This is a genomic window from Micromonospora sp. NPDC005686 (assembly GCF_042871665.1).
Lineage (GTDB): Bacteria > Actinomycetota > Actinomycetes > Mycobacteriales > Micromonosporaceae > Micromonospora.
Window position 1 is genome coordinate 368,999 of the sequence record NZ_JBIAIY010000005.1, and the last position, 20,234, is coordinate 389,232.

The 20,234-nt window shown below is 74.2% G+C and carries 19 protein-coding genes and 3 tRNA genes; 5 read left to right on the plus strand and 17 right to left on the minus strand.

Annotated elements, in window-relative coordinates; all coding sequences use genetic code 11:
- Nucleotides 1-2: 2 nt before the first annotated feature.
- The gene (locus ACFYON_RS14955) at nucleotides 3-920 is read left to right on the plus strand and encodes an NUDIX hydrolase (protein ID WP_354865873.1); all 918 of its coding nucleotides are present in this window, start codon (nucleotides 3-5) and stop codon (nucleotides 918-920) included.
- Nucleotides 921-1,006: 86 nt separating this feature from the next.
- Here the strand turns inward: ACFYON_RS14955 and ACFYON_RS14960 are convergent, their stop codons facing one another.
- The 4 genes from ACFYON_RS14960 to leuC form a co-directional block, all read right to left on the minus strand.
- The gene (locus ACFYON_RS14960) at nucleotides 1,007-2,944 is read right to left on the minus strand and encodes an endonuclease/exonuclease/phosphatase family protein (protein WP_354865875.1); all 1,938 of its coding nucleotides are present in this window, start codon (nucleotides 2,942-2,944) and stop codon (nucleotides 1,007-1,009) included.
- Nucleotides 2,945-3,079: 135 nt separating this feature from the next.
- Nucleotides 3,080-3,703 (minus strand): HU family DNA-binding protein, encoded by a 624-nt coding sequence (locus ACFYON_RS14965; RefSeq protein ID WP_355015009.1) that lies wholly within the window; start codon nucleotides 3,701-3,703, stop codon nucleotides 3,080-3,082.
- A 161-nt stretch (nucleotides 3,704-3,864) separates the two neighbouring features.
- Nucleotides 3,865-4,452 carry a 3-isopropylmalate dehydratase small subunit gene (leuD, locus tag ACFYON_RS14970; protein ID WP_354865879.1) on the minus strand — a complete coding sequence of 196 codons (588 nt, stop codon included), beginning with the start codon at nucleotides 4,450-4,452 and terminating at the stop codon, nucleotides 3,865-3,867.
- A gap of 15 nt (nucleotides 4,453-4,467) precedes the next feature.
- On the minus strand, nucleotides 4,468-5,910 hold the full coding sequence (gene leuC / locus ACFYON_RS14975; RefSeq protein WP_354865881.1) for a 3-isopropylmalate dehydratase large subunit: 1,443 nt from the start codon (nucleotides 5,908-5,910) through the stop codon (nucleotides 4,468-4,470).
- Between the two features lie 49 nt (nucleotides 5,911-5,959).
- Here leuC and ACFYON_RS14980 point away from each other — a divergent pair, with 49 nt between their 5' ends.
- Nucleotides 5,960-6,646, plus strand: coding sequence for an IclR family transcriptional regulator (locus ACFYON_RS14980; RefSeq protein ID WP_013284529.1), 687 nt, complete (start codon nucleotides 5,960-5,962; stop codon nucleotides 6,644-6,646).
- Between the two features lie 152 nt (nucleotides 6,647-6,798).
- Here ACFYON_RS14980 and ACFYON_RS14985 read toward each other — a convergent pair.
- The 4 genes from ACFYON_RS14985 to ACFYON_RS15000 form a co-directional block, all read right to left on the minus strand.
- Nucleotides 6,799-6,871 (minus strand) — tRNA-Glu (locus ACFYON_RS14985).
- 152 nt (nucleotides 6,872-7,023) lie between these two features.
- Nucleotides 7,024-7,096 (minus strand) — tRNA-Glu (locus tag ACFYON_RS14990).
- Nucleotides 7,097-7,172: 76 nt separating this feature from the next.
- Nucleotides 7,173-7,244 (minus strand) — tRNA-Gln (locus tag ACFYON_RS14995).
- Nucleotides 7,245-7,351: 107 nt separating this feature from the next.
- Nucleotides 7,352-8,155 carry a fumarylacetoacetate hydrolase family protein gene (locus tag ACFYON_RS15000; RefSeq protein ID WP_210898861.1) on the minus strand — a complete coding sequence of 268 codons (804 nt, stop codon included), beginning with the start codon at nucleotides 8,153-8,155 and terminating at the stop codon, nucleotides 7,352-7,354.
- Nucleotides 8,156-8,362: 207 nt separating this feature from the next.
- Between ACFYON_RS15000 and ACFYON_RS15005 the strand changes: the two genes are divergently transcribed.
- Nucleotides 8,363-9,823: a hypothetical protein gene (locus ACFYON_RS15005; protein ID WP_387189063.1), complete on the plus strand. Its 1,461-nt coding sequence runs from the start codon at nucleotides 8,363-8,365 to the stop codon at nucleotides 9,821-9,823.
- 34 nt (nucleotides 9,824-9,857) lie between these two features.
- The gene (locus ACFYON_RS15010) at nucleotides 9,858-10,742 is read left to right on the plus strand and encodes a 3-methyladenine DNA glycosylase (RefSeq protein ID WP_354865886.1); all 885 of its coding nucleotides are present in this window, start codon (nucleotides 9,858-9,860) and stop codon (nucleotides 10,740-10,742) included.
- Between the two features lie 24 nt (nucleotides 10,743-10,766).
- Here ACFYON_RS15010 and ACFYON_RS15015 read toward each other — a convergent pair whose 3' ends face one another.
- From ACFYON_RS15015 to ACFYON_RS15050, 8 genes are all read right to left on the minus strand, one after another.
- Nucleotides 10,767-11,894 carry a cellulose binding domain-containing protein gene (locus ACFYON_RS15015; RefSeq protein WP_354865888.1) on the minus strand — a complete coding sequence of 376 codons (1,128 nt, stop codon included), beginning with the start codon at nucleotides 11,892-11,894 and terminating at the stop codon, nucleotides 10,767-10,769.
- A gap of 87 nt (nucleotides 11,895-11,981) precedes the next feature.
- Complete coding sequence (locus tag ACFYON_RS15020; protein ID WP_354865890.1) at nucleotides 11,982-12,554, minus strand: GNAT family protein; 573 nt, start codon at nucleotides 12,552-12,554, stop codon at nucleotides 11,982-11,984.
- A 48-nt stretch (nucleotides 12,555-12,602) separates the two neighbouring features.
- Complete coding sequence (arfB, locus tag ACFYON_RS15025; RefSeq protein WP_120571223.1) at nucleotides 12,603-13,028, minus strand: alternative ribosome rescue aminoacyl-tRNA hydrolase ArfB; 426 nt, start codon at nucleotides 13,026-13,028, stop codon at nucleotides 12,603-12,605.
- A 9-nt stretch (nucleotides 13,029-13,037) separates the two neighbouring features.
- Complete coding sequence (locus ACFYON_RS15030) at nucleotides 13,038-13,334, minus strand: hypothetical protein (protein WP_354865894.1); 297 nt, start codon at nucleotides 13,332-13,334, stop codon at nucleotides 13,038-13,040.
- Between the two features lie 153 nt (nucleotides 13,335-13,487).
- Nucleotides 13,488-14,348, minus strand: coding sequence for a trypsin-like peptidase domain-containing protein (locus ACFYON_RS15035; RefSeq protein ID WP_355015008.1), 861 nt, complete (start codon nucleotides 14,346-14,348; stop codon nucleotides 13,488-13,490).
- Between the two features lie 37 nt (nucleotides 14,349-14,385).
- A complete protein-coding gene (locus tag ACFYON_RS15040; protein WP_013284520.1) occupies nucleotides 14,386-15,345 on the minus strand; it encodes a VWA domain-containing protein in 960 nt (319 codons plus the stop codon).
- On the minus strand, nucleotides 15,342-16,358 hold the full coding sequence (locus ACFYON_RS15045; RefSeq protein WP_354865898.1) for a DUF58 domain-containing protein: 1,017 nt from the start codon (nucleotides 16,356-16,358) through the stop codon (nucleotides 15,342-15,344). Before ACFYON_RS15045 ends, ACFYON_RS15040 begins: the two co-directional genes overlap by 4 nt.
- Nucleotides 16,355-17,404 (minus strand): MoxR family ATPase, encoded by a 1,050-nt coding sequence (locus ACFYON_RS15050; RefSeq protein ID WP_354865900.1) that lies wholly within the window; start codon nucleotides 17,402-17,404, stop codon nucleotides 16,355-16,357. The genes ACFYON_RS15045 and ACFYON_RS15050 overlap by 4 nt, the downstream gene beginning before the upstream one ends.
- Before the next feature lie 168 nt (nucleotides 17,405-17,572).
- Here ACFYON_RS15050 and ACFYON_RS15055 point away from each other — a divergent pair, with 168 nt between their 5' ends.
- Entirely contained in the window at nucleotides 17,573-18,565 is a 993-nt protein-coding gene (locus tag ACFYON_RS15055; protein ID WP_354865902.1) for an endonuclease/exonuclease/phosphatase family protein, read from the plus strand.
- 1 nt (nucleotide 18,566) lies between these two features.
- Here the strand turns inward: ACFYON_RS15055 and cimA are convergent, their stop codons facing one another.
- On the minus strand, nucleotides 18,567-20,165 hold the full coding sequence (gene cimA / locus ACFYON_RS15060; RefSeq protein ID WP_387187391.1) for a citramalate synthase: 1,599 nt from the start codon (nucleotides 20,163-20,165) through the stop codon (nucleotides 18,567-18,569).
- Between the last annotated feature and the right edge of the window lie 69 nt (nucleotides 20,166-20,234).

A 20,234-nucleotide genomic window follows, 5' to 3' on the forward strand; every position in this document is an offset into this window, starting at 1 on the left:
CCGTGGCGCGTGGCGGGCGGACATACGGTGAGCGGGTGAGCGACGACGAACCGGTACGGATCCGGGCCGCCGGCGGCGTGGTGTGGCGCCCGGGTCCGGCCGGCGTCGAGGTGTGCCTGGTGCACCGCCCCCGGTACGGCGACTGGTCGCTGCCGAAGGGCAAGCTGGATCGCGGCGAGCACCCGCTCGTGGCCGCCGTCCGCGAGGTGGCCGAGGAGAGCGACGTCCGCGCCGTTCCGCAGGTACGCCTGCCCACCGTCCGCTACCGCAGCGAGGGCCGCGCCAAGGCGGTCGACTACTGGTCCATGCGGGCCGTCGGCGCCGGCGGTTTCCAGCCCGGCACCGAGGTCGACGACGTGGCCTGGTTCCCGGTCGACGACGCGGTACGCCGGGTCGACTACCCGCACGACGCCGAGGTGATCGCGGCGTTCGCGGCGCTGCCGCCGGTCACCGCGACGGTGCTGCTGGTCCGCCACGCGCACGCCGGCAGGCGCGGCACCTGGACCGGCCCGGACCACGGCCGCCCCCTCGACGAGCAGGGTTGGGCGCAGGCGCGGGCACTGGTCCCGCTGGTGACGCTGGTGCGCCCGGCGCACCTGTTCTCCGCCTCGGCCCGGCGTTGCGTGCAGACGCTGGACCCGGCGGCGGCCCGCCTGGACCTGCCGATCGAGGTCTGCGGCGACTTCGACGAGCCGGTGCCGGGCCAGCAGGCCGAGGAGTGCGCGCTGGCCGCCGCGGCGCGGCTGACCGCGCTGGCCCAGGCTGTCGGGACGGCGGCGGTGTGCAGCCAGGGCAAGGTGATCCCGGGCGCGCTGGAACGGCTCACCGGCCGCGTGGACGACGACTTCACCACCGCCAAGGGCGGCGGCTGGCTGCTGCCGTTCGCCGGTGACCGGCTGGTCCTCCCCGACCGGTTGTGAGGCGGGCCGCGGCCGACGCCTGTTGTCGCGGCGGGCCGCGGCCGACGCCCGTTGTCGCGGCGGGCTCCGGGTCGTGCGGCGTCGGCTCAGGGCAGCGTGACGGTGAGCGTCACCGGGAGGTGGTCGCTGGCCCCGGTGCGCGGCGCGCGTACCTCGGCGGCGGTCAGGCCCGGCGAGACGAAGACGTGGTCGATCTGGGTGCGCGGATCGTCGGCCGGGCTGGTCCGCAGCGGCCGGGCCGGAGCCAGCGCGTCCACCAGACCCGCGCCTGTGAACTCGGCGAACGCCGGATCGTCCGGCTCGGTGTTCAGGTCGCCGCCGACCACGAGTGGACGGCCGTTCGCGTACCGGCGGGCGAACTCGGCCACCTCGCGTGCCTGCTCGACCGGATCCCGGCCGGGCGGCGGTTGCAGGTGCGTGGCCACCACAGCCAGTTCCCGGCCGCCGAGGTCGAGCGTGACGCCGAGAGCCTGCGCACCGGTCGGCGCACCGTGCGCGGTCAGCCGCCGGGTCTGCCCGGAGCGCGCCGGGAAGCGGCTGAGCACCGCGTCGCCCCAGACCGGGTCGGCGGCGGGCGCGAAGACGTACGGCATTCCCAGCCGCCCGGCCAGCAGCGCCAGCGTGTCGTGGCCGCCGTTGAGCCACCAGCCCCGGTCGACCTCGCTGAGCAGGATCACGTCCGAGCCGTGCAACTCCCGGGCCACCGCGTCCAGGTCCAGCCGGCCGTCCAGGCCGAATCCCATCCGGATGTTGTACGCGGCCACCCGCACCGCCGCCGGTGCGGTGGCGGCCCGGGCGTTTGTCGGTGGCACGTGCAGTGTGGCGGCGAGCCCGGCCAGCGCGGTCAGGCCGCCCAGGGCCGCCACCCGGACCAGGGTGGGCAGCACCGGGGCGGATGACGTCGCGCCAGGCACCGCCGGGACGGACCGGAGGGACGCGCCGACCGCCACCAGAGCCACCAGGAGGGCCGTGGCCACCGGTGCCCACCCGTTGGGGTACCCCAGGTCGTAGGCGGCGTAGTAGGCCACCGTGGCCACCGCGAACACCAGCATCCCGAGCGCCGCCGCCCGCCCGCGCCGCGCCCCCGCCCGCACGTCGCCGGCGGGCCGCTCGTCGGCGGCGGCCGAGTCGGCGAGCGCCAGGCAGCCGCCGAGACCGGCGGCGGTGAGCAGGTACGCCGGGACGAGGCGCCCGGTCACGAACAGCACCGAACCGGCGAGCAGCGCCAACGGCCACACCACCCGGGCCAGGCGCAGCGGCGCCCGGAACAACGCCGTCGCCAGGAACAGCAGCACCGCGAACGCGCCCGGCAGGACTCCGTTACCAGGGCGGGCGAGTCCGGGGAAGTCGGGCGATCCGGTGCCGGCGGCGGCGTTCCACAGCGCCGGGGCCAGCGCCACCTGGCTGGCCAGCAACAGTGCCGGCCCGCACAGCAGCCAGGCCCGCCGGCCCGGGGTACGCATGTGCGGGGCGGCGTCACCGTCCCCCACGCCCGCCGACGCGGCCGGCCGCCGACGCCGCGCCACCGTGGACGCGGCCAGGAACGCCGCCACCAGCAGGGCGCTCAGGCTCCAGCCGAGCGCGCCGCCGCGCCACACCAGATCCTCGGTGCCCAGCAGGGCGTGCCCGACCGCGTTGCCGGCAAGGCCGAGCGCCAGACCGGCGGCCGGGCGGGGCACCGACGCGGCGACGGCGGCGAGCCAGACCAGGCCGGCGAGCAGCCCGGCGCAGGCGAGCCAGAGCTGGGCCGGGCCGCCGGGTTGCGCGGTGAGCGCCAGCCGGGCCGCCGCCAGCACACCCGCGGCGACGAGTCCGACCGGGCCGGAACCGGCACGGCGGACCAGGGTGGGCGCGGCGAGGGCGAGCAGGAACCAGCCGAGCGCGAACGCGCCGAGCAGCTCGGCGGGCGTCTCGGCGGCCCGCCCGAACAGGGTGATGACCGAGGGCAGCCAGACCCGCAGCACGTCCAGCAGGACCGCGATGCCCAGCGCGAGCGCCAGGGTGGAGAGGTGACGGTGCCGCACGGGGCGCCTCTTCTCGTGACCGACGGGGGTGTTCGGCACGGCGATTCTGCGGCGCGGGGCGCCGGGCGGTCAACGCGTACCCATGCGAAAGGGCGTCCACCGCGAACGGTGGGCGCCCTTTCGTGGGTCGTCCGGTCAGCGCCGGGTGGCGGCCTTCTTGGCCGGCGCCTTCTTCGCGGGCGCCTTCTTGGCCGCCGTCGTCTTCTTGGCCGTGGCGGACTTCGCCGCGGTCGTCTTCTTGGCGGCGGTGGTCTTCTTCGCCGCGGTGGACTTCGCCGCCGTGGTCTTCTTCGCCGCCGTGGTCTTGGTCGCGGCGGCCTTCTTCGCCGGCGCGGCCTTCTTGGTCGCGGTGGTCTTGGTGGCCTTCGCCGCCGTGGTCTTCTTCGCGGCGCCGGTGGTCTTCTTCGCGGCGCCGGTGGTCTTCGCCGCCGTGGCCTTCGCGGCCCCGGTGGTCTTCTTCGCCGCGGCGGTGTCCTTCGGCACCTTGCCGCTGGCCACCATCTCCTTGAAGCCCGCGCCGGCCCGGAACGTCGGGACGGAGGTCTTCTTGACCTTCACCGCCTCGCCGGTTCGCGGATTGCGCGCTGTTCGGGCTCCCCGGACGCGCTTCTCGAACGCTCCGAAACCGGTGATCGCCACCTTCTCGCCCTTGGTGACCGCCGCCTGGACCTCAGCGAGAACCGCGTCGAGCGCGGCCGTCGCCGTCTTCCGGTCCCCCAGGCGAACGGCGAGCGCCTCGATGAGCTCGGCCTTGTTCACGACTTCCTCCCGATTGTGCAACTGACTCGACGCGAGCCATTCTGCGCGCACGGTATGCCCTGTGCTGCCTGGACACAAACATTCGGTGGAAAAAAGCCCTTGTGTCGCAACGGATTCGCCCCCACCGGATGCATCCGGTGGGGGCGAGAAGCGGTCTGGGGTCAGGCTACCGACGGCAGGAACGACGGCCGGGACGCCTCGAAGGCACTGATCTCGGCCTCGTGCCGGAGGGTGAGTCCAATGTCATCCAAGCCCTCCATCAACCGCCAGCGGCTGTGGTCGTCCAGCGGGAAGGCCCAGGTGGCATCCCCGGCGCGGACCTGGCGGGCGGCGAGGTCGACAGTGATCGGAGTGCTCGGCTCCGATTCCACGAGGTCCCAGAGTTCTTCCACGGCCTTCAATTCCAGCTCTACCGGAAGGAGGCCTTCCTTGAGCGAGTTGCCCCGGAAGATGTCGCCGAAGCGAGGCGAGATGACGGCCCGGAAGCCCCAGTCCCGCAGCGCCCAGACGGCATGCTCCCGGGAGGACCCGGTGCCGAACTCGGGACCGGCGATGAGAATCGACGCGCCCGAATGGGCGGGATCGTTGAGCACGAATGACTGCTCCTCCCGCCACGCGCTGAACAGCCCGTCGGCGAAACCGGTCCGGGTCACCCGCTTGAGGTACACCGCCGGGATGATCTGGTCGGTGTCCACGTTGGATCGGCGCAGCGGCACGGCGGTGCCGGTGTGGGTGGTGAACTTGTCCATCTCTCGGCTGCCCTTCTACAGGTCGGCGGGAGCGGCCAGGCGGCCGACCACCGCGGTGGCGGCGGCGACCGGCGGGGACACCAGGTGCGTACGCCCGCCCCGGCCCTGCCGTCCCTCGAAGTTGCGGTTGGAGGTCGAGGCGGAGCGCTGGCCCGGCTTCAGGGTGTCCGGGTTCATGCCCAGGCACATCGAACAGCCGGCGAAGCGCCACTCCGCGCCGGCGTCGGTGAAGACCTTGTCCAGCCCTTCAATCTCGGCCGCCTCCCGGACCGCGGCGGAGCCCGGGACCACCAGCATGCGTACGCCGTCGGCGACCCGCCGCCCGCGCAGCACCTCGGCGGCGGCCCGCAGGTCCTCCAGGCGGCCGTTCGTGCAGGAGCCGACGAACACCACGTCGACCGCGAGGTCGCGCAGCGGGGTGCCCGGGGTGAGGTCCATGTACGCCAGCGCGCGCCGGGCGGCGACCCGCTCCGGCTCGGTGACGAACTCCTCCGGGTCCGGCACCGTGGCGCCCAGCGGCAAGCCCTGCCCGGGGTTGGTGCCCCAGGTGACGAACGGCGTGATCCGGCTCGCGTCGAGCGTGACCTCGGTGTCGAAGGTCGCTCCCTCGTCGGTGGGCAGCGTCCGCCAGTACTCCAGCGCCGCGTCCCAGTCGTCGCCCTGGGGCGCGTTGGGCCGCCCCTTCAGGTACGCGAACGTGGTCTCGTCCGGCGCGATCATGCCCGCCTTGGCGCCCCACTCGATGGACATGTTCGCGATCGTCATCCGCCCCTCCATCGAGAGGTCGCGGATCGCCTCGCCCCGGTACTCGACGATGTGGCCGCGCCCGCCGCCGGTGCCGACCTGCGCGATCAGCGCGAGCACCAGGTCCTTTGCGGTGACGCCGGGCGCCAGCTCGCCGACGACGTTCACCGCCATGGTCTTCGGGCGGGCCTGGGGCAGCGTCTGCGTGGCCAGGACGTGTTCGACCTCACTGGTGCCGATGCCGAACGCCAGCGCCCCGAACGCGCCGTGAGTGGCGGTGTGCGAGTCGCCGCACACGATCGTCATGCCGGGCTGGGTGAGGCCGAGCTGCGGGCCGATGACGTGCACGATGCCCTGGTTCTCGTCGCCCAGCGGGTGCAGGCGGATGCCGAACTCGGCGCAGTTGCGGCGCAGCGTCTCGATCTGGGTGCGGGAGGTGGGGTCCGCGATCGTGAGCAGGTCGCCGCGCCGGGAGCGGAACGCCGGGTCGTCGTACCCGGTCGGGGTGTTGTGGTCCTCGGTCGCGATCGTCAGGTCGGTACGGCGGACCCCGCGCCCGGTCAGACGCAGCCCGTCGAACGCCTGCGGGCTGGTCACCTCGTGCAGCAGGTGCAGGTCGATGAAGAGCAGGTCCGGCTCGCCGGCGGCGGAGCGGACCACGTGTGCGTCCCAGACCTTCTCGGCCAGGGTCCTCGGTTGAGTGACTCCCACCATCTGGACATCCTAAATTCTGGGAGGTAAATTTCGGCTTGTGGGACACAGTATGAGCGGTGTCGGCGTTCTCGACAAGGCGGTGGTCATCCTGGCCGCCTGTGTCGACGGCGCCAGCCTGGCCGAACTCGTTGAACGCACCAAGCTGCCCCGGGCCACCGCGCACCGGCTGGCGCAGGCGCTGGAGATCCACCGGATGCTCGTCCGGGACACCCAGGGGCGCTGGCGCCCGGGTCCACGCCTGGGCGAGCTGGCGAACGCGGCGCCGGACGTGCTGCTGACCGCCGCCGAGCCGCTGCTCGCCGCGCTACGGGACGCCACCGGCGAAAGCGCCCAGCTCTACCTGCGCCGCGCCGACGAGCGGATCTGCGTGGCCGCCGCCGAGCGCGCGAGCGGCCTGCGGGACACCGTCCCGGTCGGCTCGGTGCTGCCGATGACCGCCGGTTCGGCGGCGCAGATCCTGCTGGCCTGGGAGCCGCCGGAGGCGGTCATGCCGCTGCTCCCCCGCTCCAAGTTCACCGGCCGCACGCTGGCCGAGGTGCGGCGGCGCGGCTGGGCGCAGAGCGTCGCCGAGCGGGAGGCGGGTGTGGCAAGCGTCTCAGCGCCGATCCGCGATCGCACCGGCCGGGTGATCGCCGCGATCAGCATCTCCGGCCCGATCGAGCGCCTCGGCCGCCGCCCCGGCGAGCGCCACGCCATGGCCGTCGTCCGAGCCGGCCAGCGCCTCTCCGGCCTCTGACCCACCCCACCCCTCGCGTTGATCATGAAGCTAGCGGCATTTTTGATCTCCCCGACTGCCGCTACCTTCATGATCAACGGAGCAGGGCGGGGAAGGGCGGGAATGCGGAACGGCCCGCCTCGCTCGACGCGAGACGGGCCGTTCGATGAACGTAGCCCCGACCGGATTCGAACCGGCGCTACCGCCTTGAGAGGGCGGCGTCCTGGGCCGCTAGACGACGGGGCCAGGCACTTTTCGTGCTTCACCGCCCTGCCGGGCGGCGCGGCAGTAGTCTAGCGGCATCGCGTCCGGCGTCACGCGGAGGGGGTCACCCCCTGCGCACGTGGGCCGGACAGCAGAAAGCCCGCCCCGGAAGACGGGACGGGCTGTCGGTGCTGTAGCCCCGACCGGATTCGAACCGGCGCTACCGCCTTGAGAGGGCGGCGTCCTGGGCCGCTAGACGACGGGGCCAGAACCTTCATTGCACTCCGACAGTGTGAGCTGCCGGAGTCCAGCGGCCGAGGATTCTCGCGAAACCTCGGTTGCGCTGGGGTACCAGGACTCGAACCTAGACTAACTGAACCAGAATCAGTCGGGCTGCCAATTACCCCATACCCCATTGGCCCCTTGCGGCGCCGGGAATGAACTTTACCCTCCCGGTGCCGACAGGCCAAATCCAACCCCTCGAAACCCACCTGACCAGCGGAAACGAGGCATCGGACCGAATCAGGCGACCGGGACGACAGGGTTGCTGAGCTCCCCGATCCCCTGGATGCGCACGGTGACGGTATCCCCCTCGGTGAGCGGGCTAACCCCCGCCGGCGTGCCGGTCAGGACCACGTCGCCGGGCAGCAGCGTCATGACGTGCGAGATGTACGACACCAGCCCCGGTACGTCGAACACCATGTCCTTGGTCCGGCCGATCTGGCGTACCTCCATCTCCTCCGGGTTGCGGCCCACCTCACAGCGGATCTCCAGGTCGCTGACGTCGAGCCCGGTGGTGATCCACGGCCCGATCGGGCAGAACGAGTCGAAGCCCTTGGCGCGGGTCCACTGCCCGTCGGAGCGCTGGAGGTCCCGCGCGGTCACGTCGTTGGCGCAGGTGTAGCCGAAGATGGCCCGCTCCGCGGCGGCCCGGTCGGCCCGGCGGGCGCCCGGGGCGCCGATCACCACGGCCAGTTCCGCCTCGTGCTCGACCTGCTTGGAGAAGATCGGCAGCCGGATGGCGTCGCGCGGGCCGATCACCGAGGTGGACGGCTTGAGGAAGAGCAGCGGCTCCTTCGGCACCTCGCTGCCGTGCTCGGCGGCGTGCTCGGCGTAGTTACGGCCGACACAGACCACCTTGCTGGGCAGGATCGGTGACAGCAGCCGGACGTCGGAGAGCGCCCAGCGGGCGCCGGAGAACTGGATCTGTCCGAACGGGTGGCCCTCGATCTCGGCGATGGTCAGGCCCTGCGGCCCGGCCTCCGGCTCGCCCTCGACGACCCCGAACGACATTCCCTTGGCATGAGCGAAACGAGCGATACGCACCCGGCCAATCTATCCCCGCCCGGCTGCGCCCGGTGACAGGCGGCATGCCCCGGCCGCCGCGCCCCGCCCCGCACCGGCCGCCACCGGCCCCGGACCGGCACGAGCCGGGCAGGGTACGCGCGATCGCGCCGGACGTGGCGGGAATGGCGGCTTCGTACCCGCCCGGCGGCCCCCGGCCCATAGCTTCGGGTCCGGAGGTTCGTTGGTATGCCTGCATCGAGACGACACCACAGGGCCCTGGCAGTGCTCGTGAACTGCCTCGGCGTCATCGCCGCCGTACCGGCGCTGTCCCCGGCGACGCCCCGCGCGGCCGCCGCCCCCGCCCATCCGGCCCCGCCCGCGGCGGTCGTCCGCGGTGCCGCGGCCACCCCGATCCCGACCGGCGTGCCGGCGGTGCCCCCGGCGGTGCCGACCACCGGCCCGGCTCAGGTCCGGCCGACGATGCCACCGGTCAGCGTGGCGGTGGGCGCGTCGGGCACCCCGGCGCCGGGGTACCGGATCGAGGTCCGCAACGCCGGCACGGCACCCGTCGAGACGATGGTCCGGCAGGAGCTGCCGAACGGGTCGCGGGCCACCACCGTGACCGGCGGTGGGCGGACCACCCGGCCCGCCGGGGCAAGCGCCGGGGAGGTGACCTGGCGGCTGCGGCTGCCGGCCAAGAGCACCACCACGTTGCACACCGCGCTGTCGGTTCCCGGCCCGGGCCGCTCGGTGACCGCGCCCACCTGCGTCTACGGCACGGACGGCACGCGCCCGTTCGACTGCGCCACGGCCATCTGGGTGGGTGCCGCGACGGCTCCGGCGGCCCAGATCACCGCCGCCCCGGCCTGGCGGCGGCCGCCGGTGCTGCTCGCCGCGTTCACCGCGCTGCTGGTGGTCACCGCCGGCGTGCTGTGGTGGGTGGTCCGGCGCCGCCGGCGCACGGCGGCGGGTAGCGCCGCGCCCGGCGCCGTGGTCCGCGGCACGACGGCGCACACCGGTACGCCCGGAAGCGGCGCGATGCCCACCGGCGCCCCCGCAGGCGGCGTGCCCGGCCGCGGCATGCCGAGCGGAGGCGGACCGGGCCAGGGGCCGGTCCAGCGGGGCACCGTCTATCCGCGGGCGTCCGTTCCGTCGCCTGCGAGCCGCCGTGGAAGGCCGCCGGTCTGGCTCGTGGTCGGCGTGGCGGCGGCGGTGCTCGCCGGCGTGGTCGGCGCGGCGGCCTGGTCGGCCACGCAGCGGGTGGCCGCGATGGACACCACCAAGCAGCCGACGAGCGGGGCGTGGGTGGGCAACAGCGTCACCGGCGCGCTGGGCCAGCCGCTGCGCGAGAACGCGTTCGAGTTCACCGTCTACCGGCTGAGCTGCGGCGCCGACGTGCTGCCGCCGGCGGCCGGCGGCGGCCGGCCGTGCCTGGCCACGATCGGGGTGCGCAACCTCACGTCCGAGGACCAGACCTGGCACGGGCAGTTGCAGCGCGCGTACCTGCCCAGCGGGAACTGGGTGGCCGCCGACGAGGACGCGACCCGGGTGGCGAACCTGGGCCGGGACGTCTTCGCCCAGCCGGTCACCGCCGGGCGGCGGGTGCTGCTGCCGCTGGTGTTCATGATGCGCGGCGACGAGCCGCCGAAGCGGCTGGAGCTGCGCAGCGGCGTCTTCTCCGCGGGCGTGCGGGTGGACGTGGCGTGATCCGGGCACGGGCGGCGGTCGTACCCTGGGGTGTGTGACCGCCGCCCTCGCCCCCGCGCTCGACCTGGCCGACTGGCAGGCGCGCAGGCACGCCCACGAGGCGCGGGTGGACGCCTGGCTGACGCCGCATCTGGCCCGCCGCCGCGCCGGGGTGAAGCACCCGGTGGAGGACTTCCTGTTCACCTACTACTCGCACCGCCCGGCGCAGTTGCGCCGCTGGCACCCGGGTGCGGGAGTGGTGCTGCGCGACGCCGACGCGGCCGTCTTCGGCCCGGACTACACCGCGAGCGCCGCCGGGCTCACCCTGGACACCGATCGGGTACGCGCGCGGCGCGCCGAGTCGATCGCCTGGATCCGTACGCTGCTCGCGGCGACCGCCGCACGCCCGGCGCAGCTTGGCTGTTTCGGCATGCACGAGTGGGCGATGGTCTACCGGCAGACCCAGGAGCAGGTGCGGCACAACGCCTGGCCGCTCCGGCTGAGCCCGGCGGCGACGGCGGCGGTGGTCGAGGAGCGCGGCGTGCGGTGCAGCCACTTCGACGCGTTCCGCTTCTTCACCGCGCCGGCCCGGCCGCTGAACGTGCTCCAGCCGACCCGGGAGGGTCAGCACGCGCTGGAGCAGCCGGGCTGCCTGCACGCCAACATGGATCTCTACAAGTGGTCCTACAAGCTGTCGCCGCTGGTGCCGTCGGAGCTGGTGGCGGACTGTTTCGCGCTGGCCCGGGAGATCCGGGCGCTGGACATGCGGGCCAGCCCGTACGACCTGGCCGACCTGGGCTACCCGCCGGTGCGGGTGGAGACGCCGGAGGGCCGGGCCGAGTATGCCGCCGCCCAGCGCGAGTTCGCCGAGCGCGCCGCCGGGTTGCGGGCCCGGCTGCTGGCCGGGCTGGACCGGGCCGTGCCGGCCGGCCACCGCTGAGCGCGGGACCGGCCGGCGCGGGGATCAGTTCGCGGCGCAGGTCAGCGCCGGCACCGGGTTCGGGACGGCACCGTCGGCCAGGAACCCGAACGTGGTCTGGGCGGCCGGGGCCAGGGCGCCGTTCCAGCTCGCGTTCCGGGCGGTCACTGTGGTTCCGCTCTGCGTCACGTCCGCGCTCCACGCCTGGCTGATCCGCTGGCCGCCGGTGAGCGGGAGGCTCACGGTCCAGCCGGCGATCGGCGCGGCGCCGCCGTTGCGGACGGTCACCTCCCCCTGGAAGCCGCCCGGCCACTGGCCGGCGAGGCGCCAGGTGGCGGTGCAGCCACCGGGCGCCGGCGTCGGGCTGGCGGTGGGCGACGGGCTGGTCGTCGGAGACGGGCTCGTCGTGGGCGACGGGCTGACGGTGGGCGACGGGGCCGGCGTGGTCCGGTCCAGCGCGGCGACCAGCGCCGGGTACCACCTGTCGGACATCTTCTGGTCCCCTGCGGCGTTCGGGTGCACGCCGTCGTACGTGTCGGTGGCGGTGCTGAACCCGGTCCACTGGTCGACCACCACGATCGGCGACGCGGCTGTGGTCCTTCCGGCCGCCCAGCCCTCGATCAGCGAGTTGAGCGCCACGGTCCGCTGGCCGCACTCCGGGCAGCTGGCCGGGTTCATCGGGATGATCTTCGCGACCAGCACGGTCATGGCCGGGTTGGCGGCCCGCATCTGGTCCACCAGTTTCGAGTACGCGGCCAGGATCGTGGCGGGCGCGATGTTGCTCCACACGTCGTTGGTGCCGAAGTGCATCAGCACGACGTCCGGGCGGGTGGCGGCCAGCCAGCCGGGCAGCAGGTTCTGGTTCGCCACGTTCGTCGCGAGGTAGCCGCCGTGCCCCTCGTTGTCGCCGTCGTACGGCACGCCGCAGCCCTGCGGTCCGAGCGTGCCGACGAAGTCGACGTCGGTGTGGCCGGTGGACTGGAGGCGGTTCCAGAGCACCGCCCGCCAGCAGCCGGGAGACCCGGTGATGGAGTCGCCCAGCGGCATGACGCGGACCGGGGTGGCCGCCGCGGCGGCCGTGGGCGGGTTGGCGGTGAGGGCGAGGCCGAGGGCGAGGACGGGCAGCAGCGCGGCGAGCGCGGTCAGCGCGGCGCGTACGGGGTTTCGGGACATGCGGAAGGGACTCCTGTCACGGTGACGTGGTGGTCGGTGACGGCCCTGACGCTCCCGTATGCATTGAAGCGCTTCGACGCCTCCGGCTCAACCCTCCGGGTGGCCCCGATGCTCGTTCCACTCCGGGGCGAGGATCGACATGACTGTGGCGTCCACCCAGTCGTCGCCGTCGCGCAGCACCTGTCGCAGCGTCCCCTCGGCGACGAAACCCACCTTCTCGTACGCCCGCCGGGCGCGCGGGTTGAACGCGAACACCTCCAGCCCGATGCGGTGCAGGCCGAGCTGCTCGAAGCCGTACCCGACGATCAGCCGGACCGCCTCGGTGCCGAGGCCGCGATCGCGCCCGCCGGGCCCGATCAGGGTGCGGAAGTTGCAGCCGGCGTTGGCCCGGTCCCACTCGTTGAGGACGACCTCGCCGACGCAGACGCCGCTCGCGCGGTCCACCACCGCGAGGTCGAGCCGGTCGTCCTGGCTGTTGCGGGTGCCGTACCAGGCCCGCAGCCGGGACGGCTCGAACGTCTCGCCGGCCGGGCTGCCGGTCAGCCGGGCCACCTCCGGGTCGGCCAGGATCTCGGCGAGCGCCGGCAGGTCGTCGTCGTGGAACGGGCGCAGCACCACCCGCTCGCCGGTGAGCGTGGGCTTGACGGAGAAGTCGATCACGTGGCGGGATTCTCCGGCCCGGGGCTCGGCGGCTCAACCCGTTTCCGGTCAGTCGCCGTCCACCCGGCGGTCGCGTTTGCGCTGGGACTGGCGCTTCTTCTCGGCCAGACGGCGCTCCTTGGCACCGCGGGAGGGTCGGGTCGGCCGGCGCGCCTTCGGCGGCGGGGCGACTGCCTCGCGCAGCAGCGCGGCCATCCGCTCGCGGGCCGCCTCCCGGTTGGCCAGTTGCGCGCGGTGCTCGCTGGCGGTCACCGTCAGCACACCGCCGACCAGGCGGCCGGCGAGCCGGGCCAGCGCCCGTTCCCGCAACGCCTCCGGCACGCTCGGCGAGCCGCCCAGGTCGAAGCTCAGCTCCACCCGCGAGTCGGTGGTGTTGACTCCCTGCCCGCCCGGCCCGGACGACCGGGAGAACCGTTCCCGCAGCTCGGCGGCGGGCACCACGAGCCGGTCGGTCACCCGCAGTCCGTCGTCCACGCCCCGAGGCTAGCGCCCGGCGCGACGACTCGGTGTGGGGGTGGCGCTCGGCGTGGGTCCGGCCCGTTCCTCGCCGCCGCCGGACGCCGCGTACGCGGCCGCGCCGAACAGCAGCAGGGCGATCACGGCGAGCTTGACGACCACGCCCCGGATCGCCAGCCAGGCGTTGCGCCGGGCGGTGGGGACTGTGGTCCGGGCCGTCCGGTAGTCCGTCCAGCCACGCTTCGCACGCGCGTAGGACGCGCCGACACCGGCGCCGATGACAAGGCCCACCAGGAGGAGGGCCGCAGTGACAGCTTGCTCCACCTCCGCCAGTATCCATACTCAGCGTAATATTTCCATGCTCCGATCATTGCGCGCCGGATATCCGACAGTTCGCACCGATCTTGCGCTACTTGTGCAGGTCAGCGCCCCGGGCGGGACGGCGGTCGGCCCCGCGCGGGACACCACGCGGGCGGCTCAGCCACCCCGGCCGATGATGGTGTCGGCGGTCTGCTGGACCTGGTCGATCGGGATGGCGAAGCCGATGCCGATCGAGCCGCTGCCGTCGATGGTGGCGATCGCCGTGTTCACGCCGACCACCTCACCGCGCGCGTTCACCAGCGGCCCGCCCGAGTTGCCCGGGTTGATCGAGGCGTCGGTCTGCACCGCCGTGTGCCGGCCGTTGCCGATCCGCACCTGCCGGTCCAGCGCGCTGACGATGCCCGCGGTGACGGTCCCGGCCAGGCCGAGCGGCGACCCGACCGCGAGCACCGGCTCCCCCACCCTCGTCGAGTTCGCCTTGGCCAGCGGCAACGGCGGCAGCCCGGCCGACGCGGGCACCTTGAGCACCGCGAGGTCGCTGGCCGGTTCCCGGCCCACCACCTCGGCCGGGAAGCGCCGCCCGTCCGAGGTCTCCACAGTCACCGCGCCGGCGCCGCCCCGGGCCAGGATGTGGTCGTTGGTGACGATGTGCTGCTCGTTGTCGATGGCGAACCCGGAGCCGGACGCGGACGCGCCGGAGCGGCCCCCGACCATCACCGAGACCACCCCGGGCACCGTCTTGCCCGCGGCGGTGACCAGTTCGGCCGGCACCGGCGCGGCGGACGCCGCCGCCGGTCCCGGCGTGCCCCGGTCGGCCGCCCAGGTGCCGGCCGCCGCGCCGGAGACGGTGGAGAGCGCCACCACCGCCGCCACGCTCAGCAGCCGGTGCCGCAGGCTCCGCCGCCCGGCCTCCGGCCCGCCCCCGGGTACGTCCCGGTAGCCGCGCCCGTCCGGGCCCAGCTCGGGCGAGACGAACCACGGGCCGCGTGGCTCGCCGAGTCCGGTCTGCACTGCCATGCCTGGCTCCTCACGTGTCGTGCGGTCGTGGTGCGGGTCAGGGCAGCCGGGAGAACCACCGCAGCGAGCCGGCCGCGGCGCCCATCGCCAGGACCAGCCCGAGGCCGATGAAGCGGGCCGAGATGTCCTGCCGCTCGGTGCGGTAGCCGACCGAGGTGCCGATGTCCTCGTAGACGTCCTTCAGCTCGGCGGTGGTGGACGCCTCGTGGAAGCCGCCGCCGGTCTGCTCGGCGACCGCCCGCAGCGTCTGGCCGTCCACCGGCACCTGGATCGCCCGGCCGCCCCTGTCGACCGAGCCGCCGGGCGTGCCGAACGAGATGGTGTGCACCGGCACCTTCGCGGCGACCGCCTGGTCGGCGGCTTCCATCGGGTCCATGCCGGAGGTGTTCGCGCCGTCGGAGAGGATGATGATCCGGGCCGGCGGCGGATCCTTGGCAGCGGTCGCGTCCAGGCTCTTGACCGCGCCGAGCGAGGTGCTTATCGCCTCGCCGATGGCGGTGCCCTGCACGCCGGTGATGCCCTCGGCCAGCCGCCCGATGCCGTCGTGCAGCGCCTCCCGGTCGGTGCTCGGCGGCACCAGCACCGCCGCGCTGCCGGCGAACGCGACGAGGCCGACGTTGAACTCGTCCGGCAGCCCGTCGACGAACCGCCGGCCCGCCTCCTTGGCCGCCGTCAACCGGTCCGGGTCCACGTCACCGGCGAGCATCGAGGTGGAGACGTCCACCGCGACCATCACCGTGGCCCGCTCGCGGGGCACCCGCACCTCCGCCTCGGGCCGGGCGAACCCGACCACGAGCAACGCCAGCATGGCGAGGAACAGGCCCGCCGGGACGTGCCGCCGCCACGCCGGGCGGCGCGGTGCGACCCGGTCGAGCAGGCGCAGGTTGGTGAAGCGCACCGCGTACCGGCTCTGCCGCCGTTGCAGCACCAGGTAGCCGGCGACCAGCGCGACGACGGCGAGCAGCAGCCAGAGGCGGGCGGGTGACTGCCAGGTCATGCGACACCTCCGCGGGCCGCGGCCGGCACGGTGGCCAGCCGGCGCTGTTCGTGCACGTACCGGACGACGTCCGCGCACCAGTCCCGGTCGGTGCACAGCGCCAGGTGGGTGGCGCCGGCCCGGCGCAGCGTGCGGCGTACCTGGTCGCGCTGCTCGGCGGCGGCGCGCGCGTACCGCTCGCGCAGGCCCGGGTCGCCGGTCCACACCTCGCGGCGCCGGCCGCTCTCCGGGTCGACCAGCGTGACCAGGCCGACGTCCGGCAGTTCCAGCTCGCGCGGGTCGGTCACCTCGACCGCGAGCACCTGGTGCCGTACCGCGAGGCGGCGCAGCGCCGCGGCCCAGGGCGGCGGCGCGGCGTCCGGGTCCTCGGGCAGCTCGTCGAGGAAGTCGGAGACGATCACCACGAGGCCGCGCCGGGTGGCCACGCGCTGGAGACCGTCCAGCCCGTCCACCAGGCCCGGCGGCGCGTCCGTCCGGCCCGCGCCGGCCGCGCCCGCGCCGTCGGAGTCCGGCAACTCGCCGGTACGCGGGGCGCCGAGCAGCGCGCGGAGCAGCCCGAGCAGATGGGTACGCCCGCTGCGGGCCGGGAACCGGCGCAGCCCGTCCGGGGTGAGCACCTGGGCGCCGAGCCGGTTGCCGACTCCGGCGGTGAGGAAGCCGATCGCCGCCACGGCGGCCACCGCGAGTTCCCGTTTGTCCAGCGTGGATGTGCCGTACTCCATGCTGGGGCTGGCGTCGACGAGCAGCCAGGTGGTCAGTTCCCGGTCCGCGTCGACCTCCCGTACGTGCGGAACCGTGGTCCGGGCGGTCACCGCCCAGTCCATCCGGCGTACCTCGTCCTCGCCGGGCCGGTACTCGCGGCTGCCGGCCGCCTCACTGCCGGGACCGGGCAGCAGGCCGCGGTACCGGCCGTGCAGCAGGCCGTCGAGCCGGCGGGTCACCGTCAGCTCCAGCCGGCGCAGCCGCTGGTCCGGGGCGAGATCGGCGAGCGCGGGTTCGGCCGCGCCGGTCATGCCGCCGCCAGGTCGGACATCGTCTCCGTGGGCCCGTTCACCAGCCGGGGCGGCGGCACCGCCTCGACCACGCGGCGTACCACGTCCTCGCCGGAGATGCCGTCGGCGATCGCGTCGAAGGAGAGCACGAGCCGGTGCGCCAGCACGTCCACCGCCAGTTCCCGGATGTCCTCGGGGAGCACGTAGTCCCGGCCGTGGATGAGCGCCTGGGCGCGGGCGGCGGCCACCAGGCCGAGCGTGGCCCGGGGGCTGGCCCCGTACGCCAGCAGGGGCGCGACGTCGGCCAGGCCGAAGCGCTCCGGGTCGCGGGTGGCGAGGATGAGGCGGACCACGTACTCGGCGAGCGCGTGGTGGACGAAGACGTCGGTGGCGCGGCGCTGCAGTTCGCGCAGCCGGACCGGGTCGAGCACGGTACGCGCGGTGGGGCGCTCGGTGCTCATCCGGTAGAGGATGGCCAGCTCGTCGGCGTCGCTCGGGTAGTCGACCACGACCTTCATCAGGAAGCGGTCGCGCTGCGCCTCGGGGAGCTGGTAGACGCCCTCGGACTCGATCGGGTTCTGGGTGGCCAGGACCAGGAACGGGTCCGGCACCGGCCAGCTCCGGCCGGCGATGGAGACCTGCCGCTCGGCCATCGCTTCGAGCAGCGCCGACTGCACCTTGGCCGGGGCCCTGTTGATCTCGTCGGCGAGCACCAGGTTCGCCATGATCGGCCCCAGCTCCACGTCGAACTGCTCCTTGGAGGCACGGTAGATGCGTGTGCCGACGATGTCGGACGGGACCAGGTCGGGGGTGAACTGGATGCGGGAGAACGTGCCACCGACCACTGTGGCCAGCGTCTGCGCCGCCAGCGTCTTGGCCACCCCCGGTACGCCCTCCAGCAGGCAGTGCCCGTTGGCGACGAGGGCGGTGAGCAGGCGGTCGACGAGTCGATCCTGCCCGACGATCACGCGTTTGACCTCGACGAGGGTCTGTTCCAGCTCGACGCCGCTCGCGTCGGCATCGACCAGGCTGGGCACGCTGGCGCGGGTGTCCGAGATGTCCGTCACGGTGCTTGCTTCCCGTGGCGGGCCTGCGACAAACGTCGGATTATCGGCCCCTGGGCGGTGGTGGCCGGGCCGGACCGGCAGCATCTCCCCAGCCGGGGCGCAACGGCACGAAGCGGCGCGGCACCGGCCGGATCGGCACGGAACACGACACCGGGTAGCCTGACCGTCATGATCACCCTGCCGGGGCTGCGCCGGGCCGGCACCCGGGGCGGACGCCTGGCCACGGCCGCGTGCTGGCTCGCCGTCGCGCCGGTCGCCGCGTGGGCGCTGGTCCGCCTGGCCGGGCTGGAACGGGGTCCGCTGGTGCCGGCGATCGCCTTCACGCCGTACGTGGCCGCCGTGGCCCCGGTGGTGGCGGTGGCGGCGCTCGCCCTGCGGCGACGCGCCCCAGCGGTGGTCGCGGTGCTGGCCGCGCTGGCGCTGATCGGCGCGGTGGCGCCCCGCGCGATACCCGGCGGCCCGCCCGCCGCCGACGGGCCGACGGTACGCCTGCTCACCGCCAACCTGCGCCTCGGCTCGGCCGACCCGGCCGCGCTGGTGGACCTGGTCCGGACGCGACGGGTGGACGTGCTCACGGTGCAGGAACTCACCCCGCCGCTGGCTGCCGAGCTGGACCGGCTCGGCCTGGCCACGCTGCTGCCGCACCGGTCGTTGAGCCCCGAGGTCGGCTCGACCGGCTCGGGCGTCTACGCCCGCCACCCGCTGCGCGACGGCGGTCACCGGCGCAACCAGGGCTTCTTCTTCGCCCAGGCGTACGCGACAGTGACGGTGCCCGGTGCGCCGCCGCTGCGAGTGGAGTCCGCGCACCCGGCCGCGCCGTACGCCCTCGACGTGGTCCCGGACTGGTGGACCGACCAACGCGCCCAGCCACCGGCCACCCCGGACGGCGGGCTGAGTGTGCTGGCCGGGGACTTCAACGCCACGCTCGACCACGCGGCGCTGCGGGACCTGATCGCCACCGGCTACACCGACGCGGCGGACGCGGCCGGAGCCGGGTTCGGCGGCACCTGGGGCCCGTACGACGGCGACCCGATCCCGCCGATCACCATCGACCACGTACTGGTGGACCGGCGCGTCGCGGTGCGCGCCGCCGGCATCTTTCCGGTGCCGGGCAGCGACCACCGCGCGCTGCTGGCCGAGCTGCGCCTGCCGGCCGGCTGAGTCAGGCGGTCGTACCGCCCGCCACCCGGGACCGGTCCAGGCCGTAGGTGAGCGCGTCGACGAGCGCGTGCCAGCTCGCCTCCACCACGTTCGGGTGCACGCCCACCGTGGTCCAGTCCCGGCCGGCGCCGGCGGTCTCCACGAGCACCCGGGTGACCGCGCCGGTGCCGTGGCTGCCCTCCAGGATGCGCACCTTGTAGTCGGCCAGCCCGAAGTCCCGCAGCTCCGGGTAGTGCCGGGCCAGGCCCACGCGCAGCGCCTCGTCCAGCGCGTTGACCGGACCGTTGCCCTCGGCGGTGGCGATCACCCGCTCGCCGCGTACCCGGACCTTCACCGTCGCCTCGGACACCACCGCGCCGTCCTCGCGGTGCTCGACGATCACCCGGTACGACTCCAGCGCGAACGGCCGGGCCGGCCCGGCATCCGGCAGCTCGGAGCGGACCAGCAGCTCGAACGAGGCGTCGGCGGCCTCGAACGACCAGCCGTCGGCCTCCATCTCCTTGACCCGCCGGGTGACCCGGGACAGGGCGTCCGGATGGCCGGCCAGGTCCAGACCGAGCTCGCGGCTCTTGAGCTCGATGCTGGCCCGGCCGGCCATCTCGGTCACCAGGATCCGCATGTCGTTGCCCACCACGGCGGGTTCCACGTGGTTGTAGAGCAACGGGTCGACCTTGATCGCGCTCGCGTGCAGCCCTGCCTTGTGAGCGAAGGCGGCGGCCCCGACGTAGGCCTGGTGGGTGTCGGGGGCGATGTTGGCGATCTCGGCGATGGCGTGCGAGACCCGCACCATCTGTTCCAGGCAGCCCTCCGGTAGGACGGGCATGCCCAGCTTGAGCTGGAGGTTGGCGACGATCGCGAACATGTCGGCGTTGCCGGGGCGCTCGCCGTACCCGTTGGCGGTGCCCTGCACGTGCCGGACGCCCGCCTCGACCGCCGCGATCGTGTTGGCGACCGCGCAGGCGGTGTCGTTCTGCGCGTGCATGCCGAGCCGTTCCGGCGCGATCCCGGTCCGCGCCACCAGTCCTTCGATCACGGCGGTGACCTGGGAGGGCAGCATGCCGCCGTTGGTGTCGCAGAGCACGAACCGCTCGGCGCCGGCGGCGAGCGCGGCCTCCGCCACCGCGGAGGTGTAGCCGGGATCGAAGCGGTATCCGTCGTAGCAGTGCTCCCCGTCGACGAAGACGCGCCGCCCCTGCGCCACCAGGTACGACACGGTGTCGCGGATCATGGCGAGGTTCTCCTCGGCGGTGGTGCGCAGCGCCCGCTCCACGTGCCGCAGGTCCGCCTTGGCGACCAGCGCCACGGCCGGGGTCTGTGCGTCGAGCAGGCCGCGCACCTGCGGGTCGTCCTCGACGGCGAGGCCGGCCTTGCGGGTGGCGCCGAACGCGACCAGGATCGCGTGCCGCAGCTCCAGTTCGGTGCGGGCGCGGCGGAAGAACTCGGTGTCCTTCGGCACCGCGCCCGGCCAGCCGCCCTCGATGAAGCCGACTCCGAGGTCGTCCAGCAGGCGGGCGACCGCCAGCTTGTCGACCACCGAGTACGTGAGTCCTTCGCGCTGCGCGCCGTCACGCAGCGTCGTGTCGTACACCTGGAACGTCATCGGGGTCCTCTTCTCGTGCCCTGGGGAGCAAACAAAAAGACCCCCCGCGGATGCGGGAGGTCTGCGCGC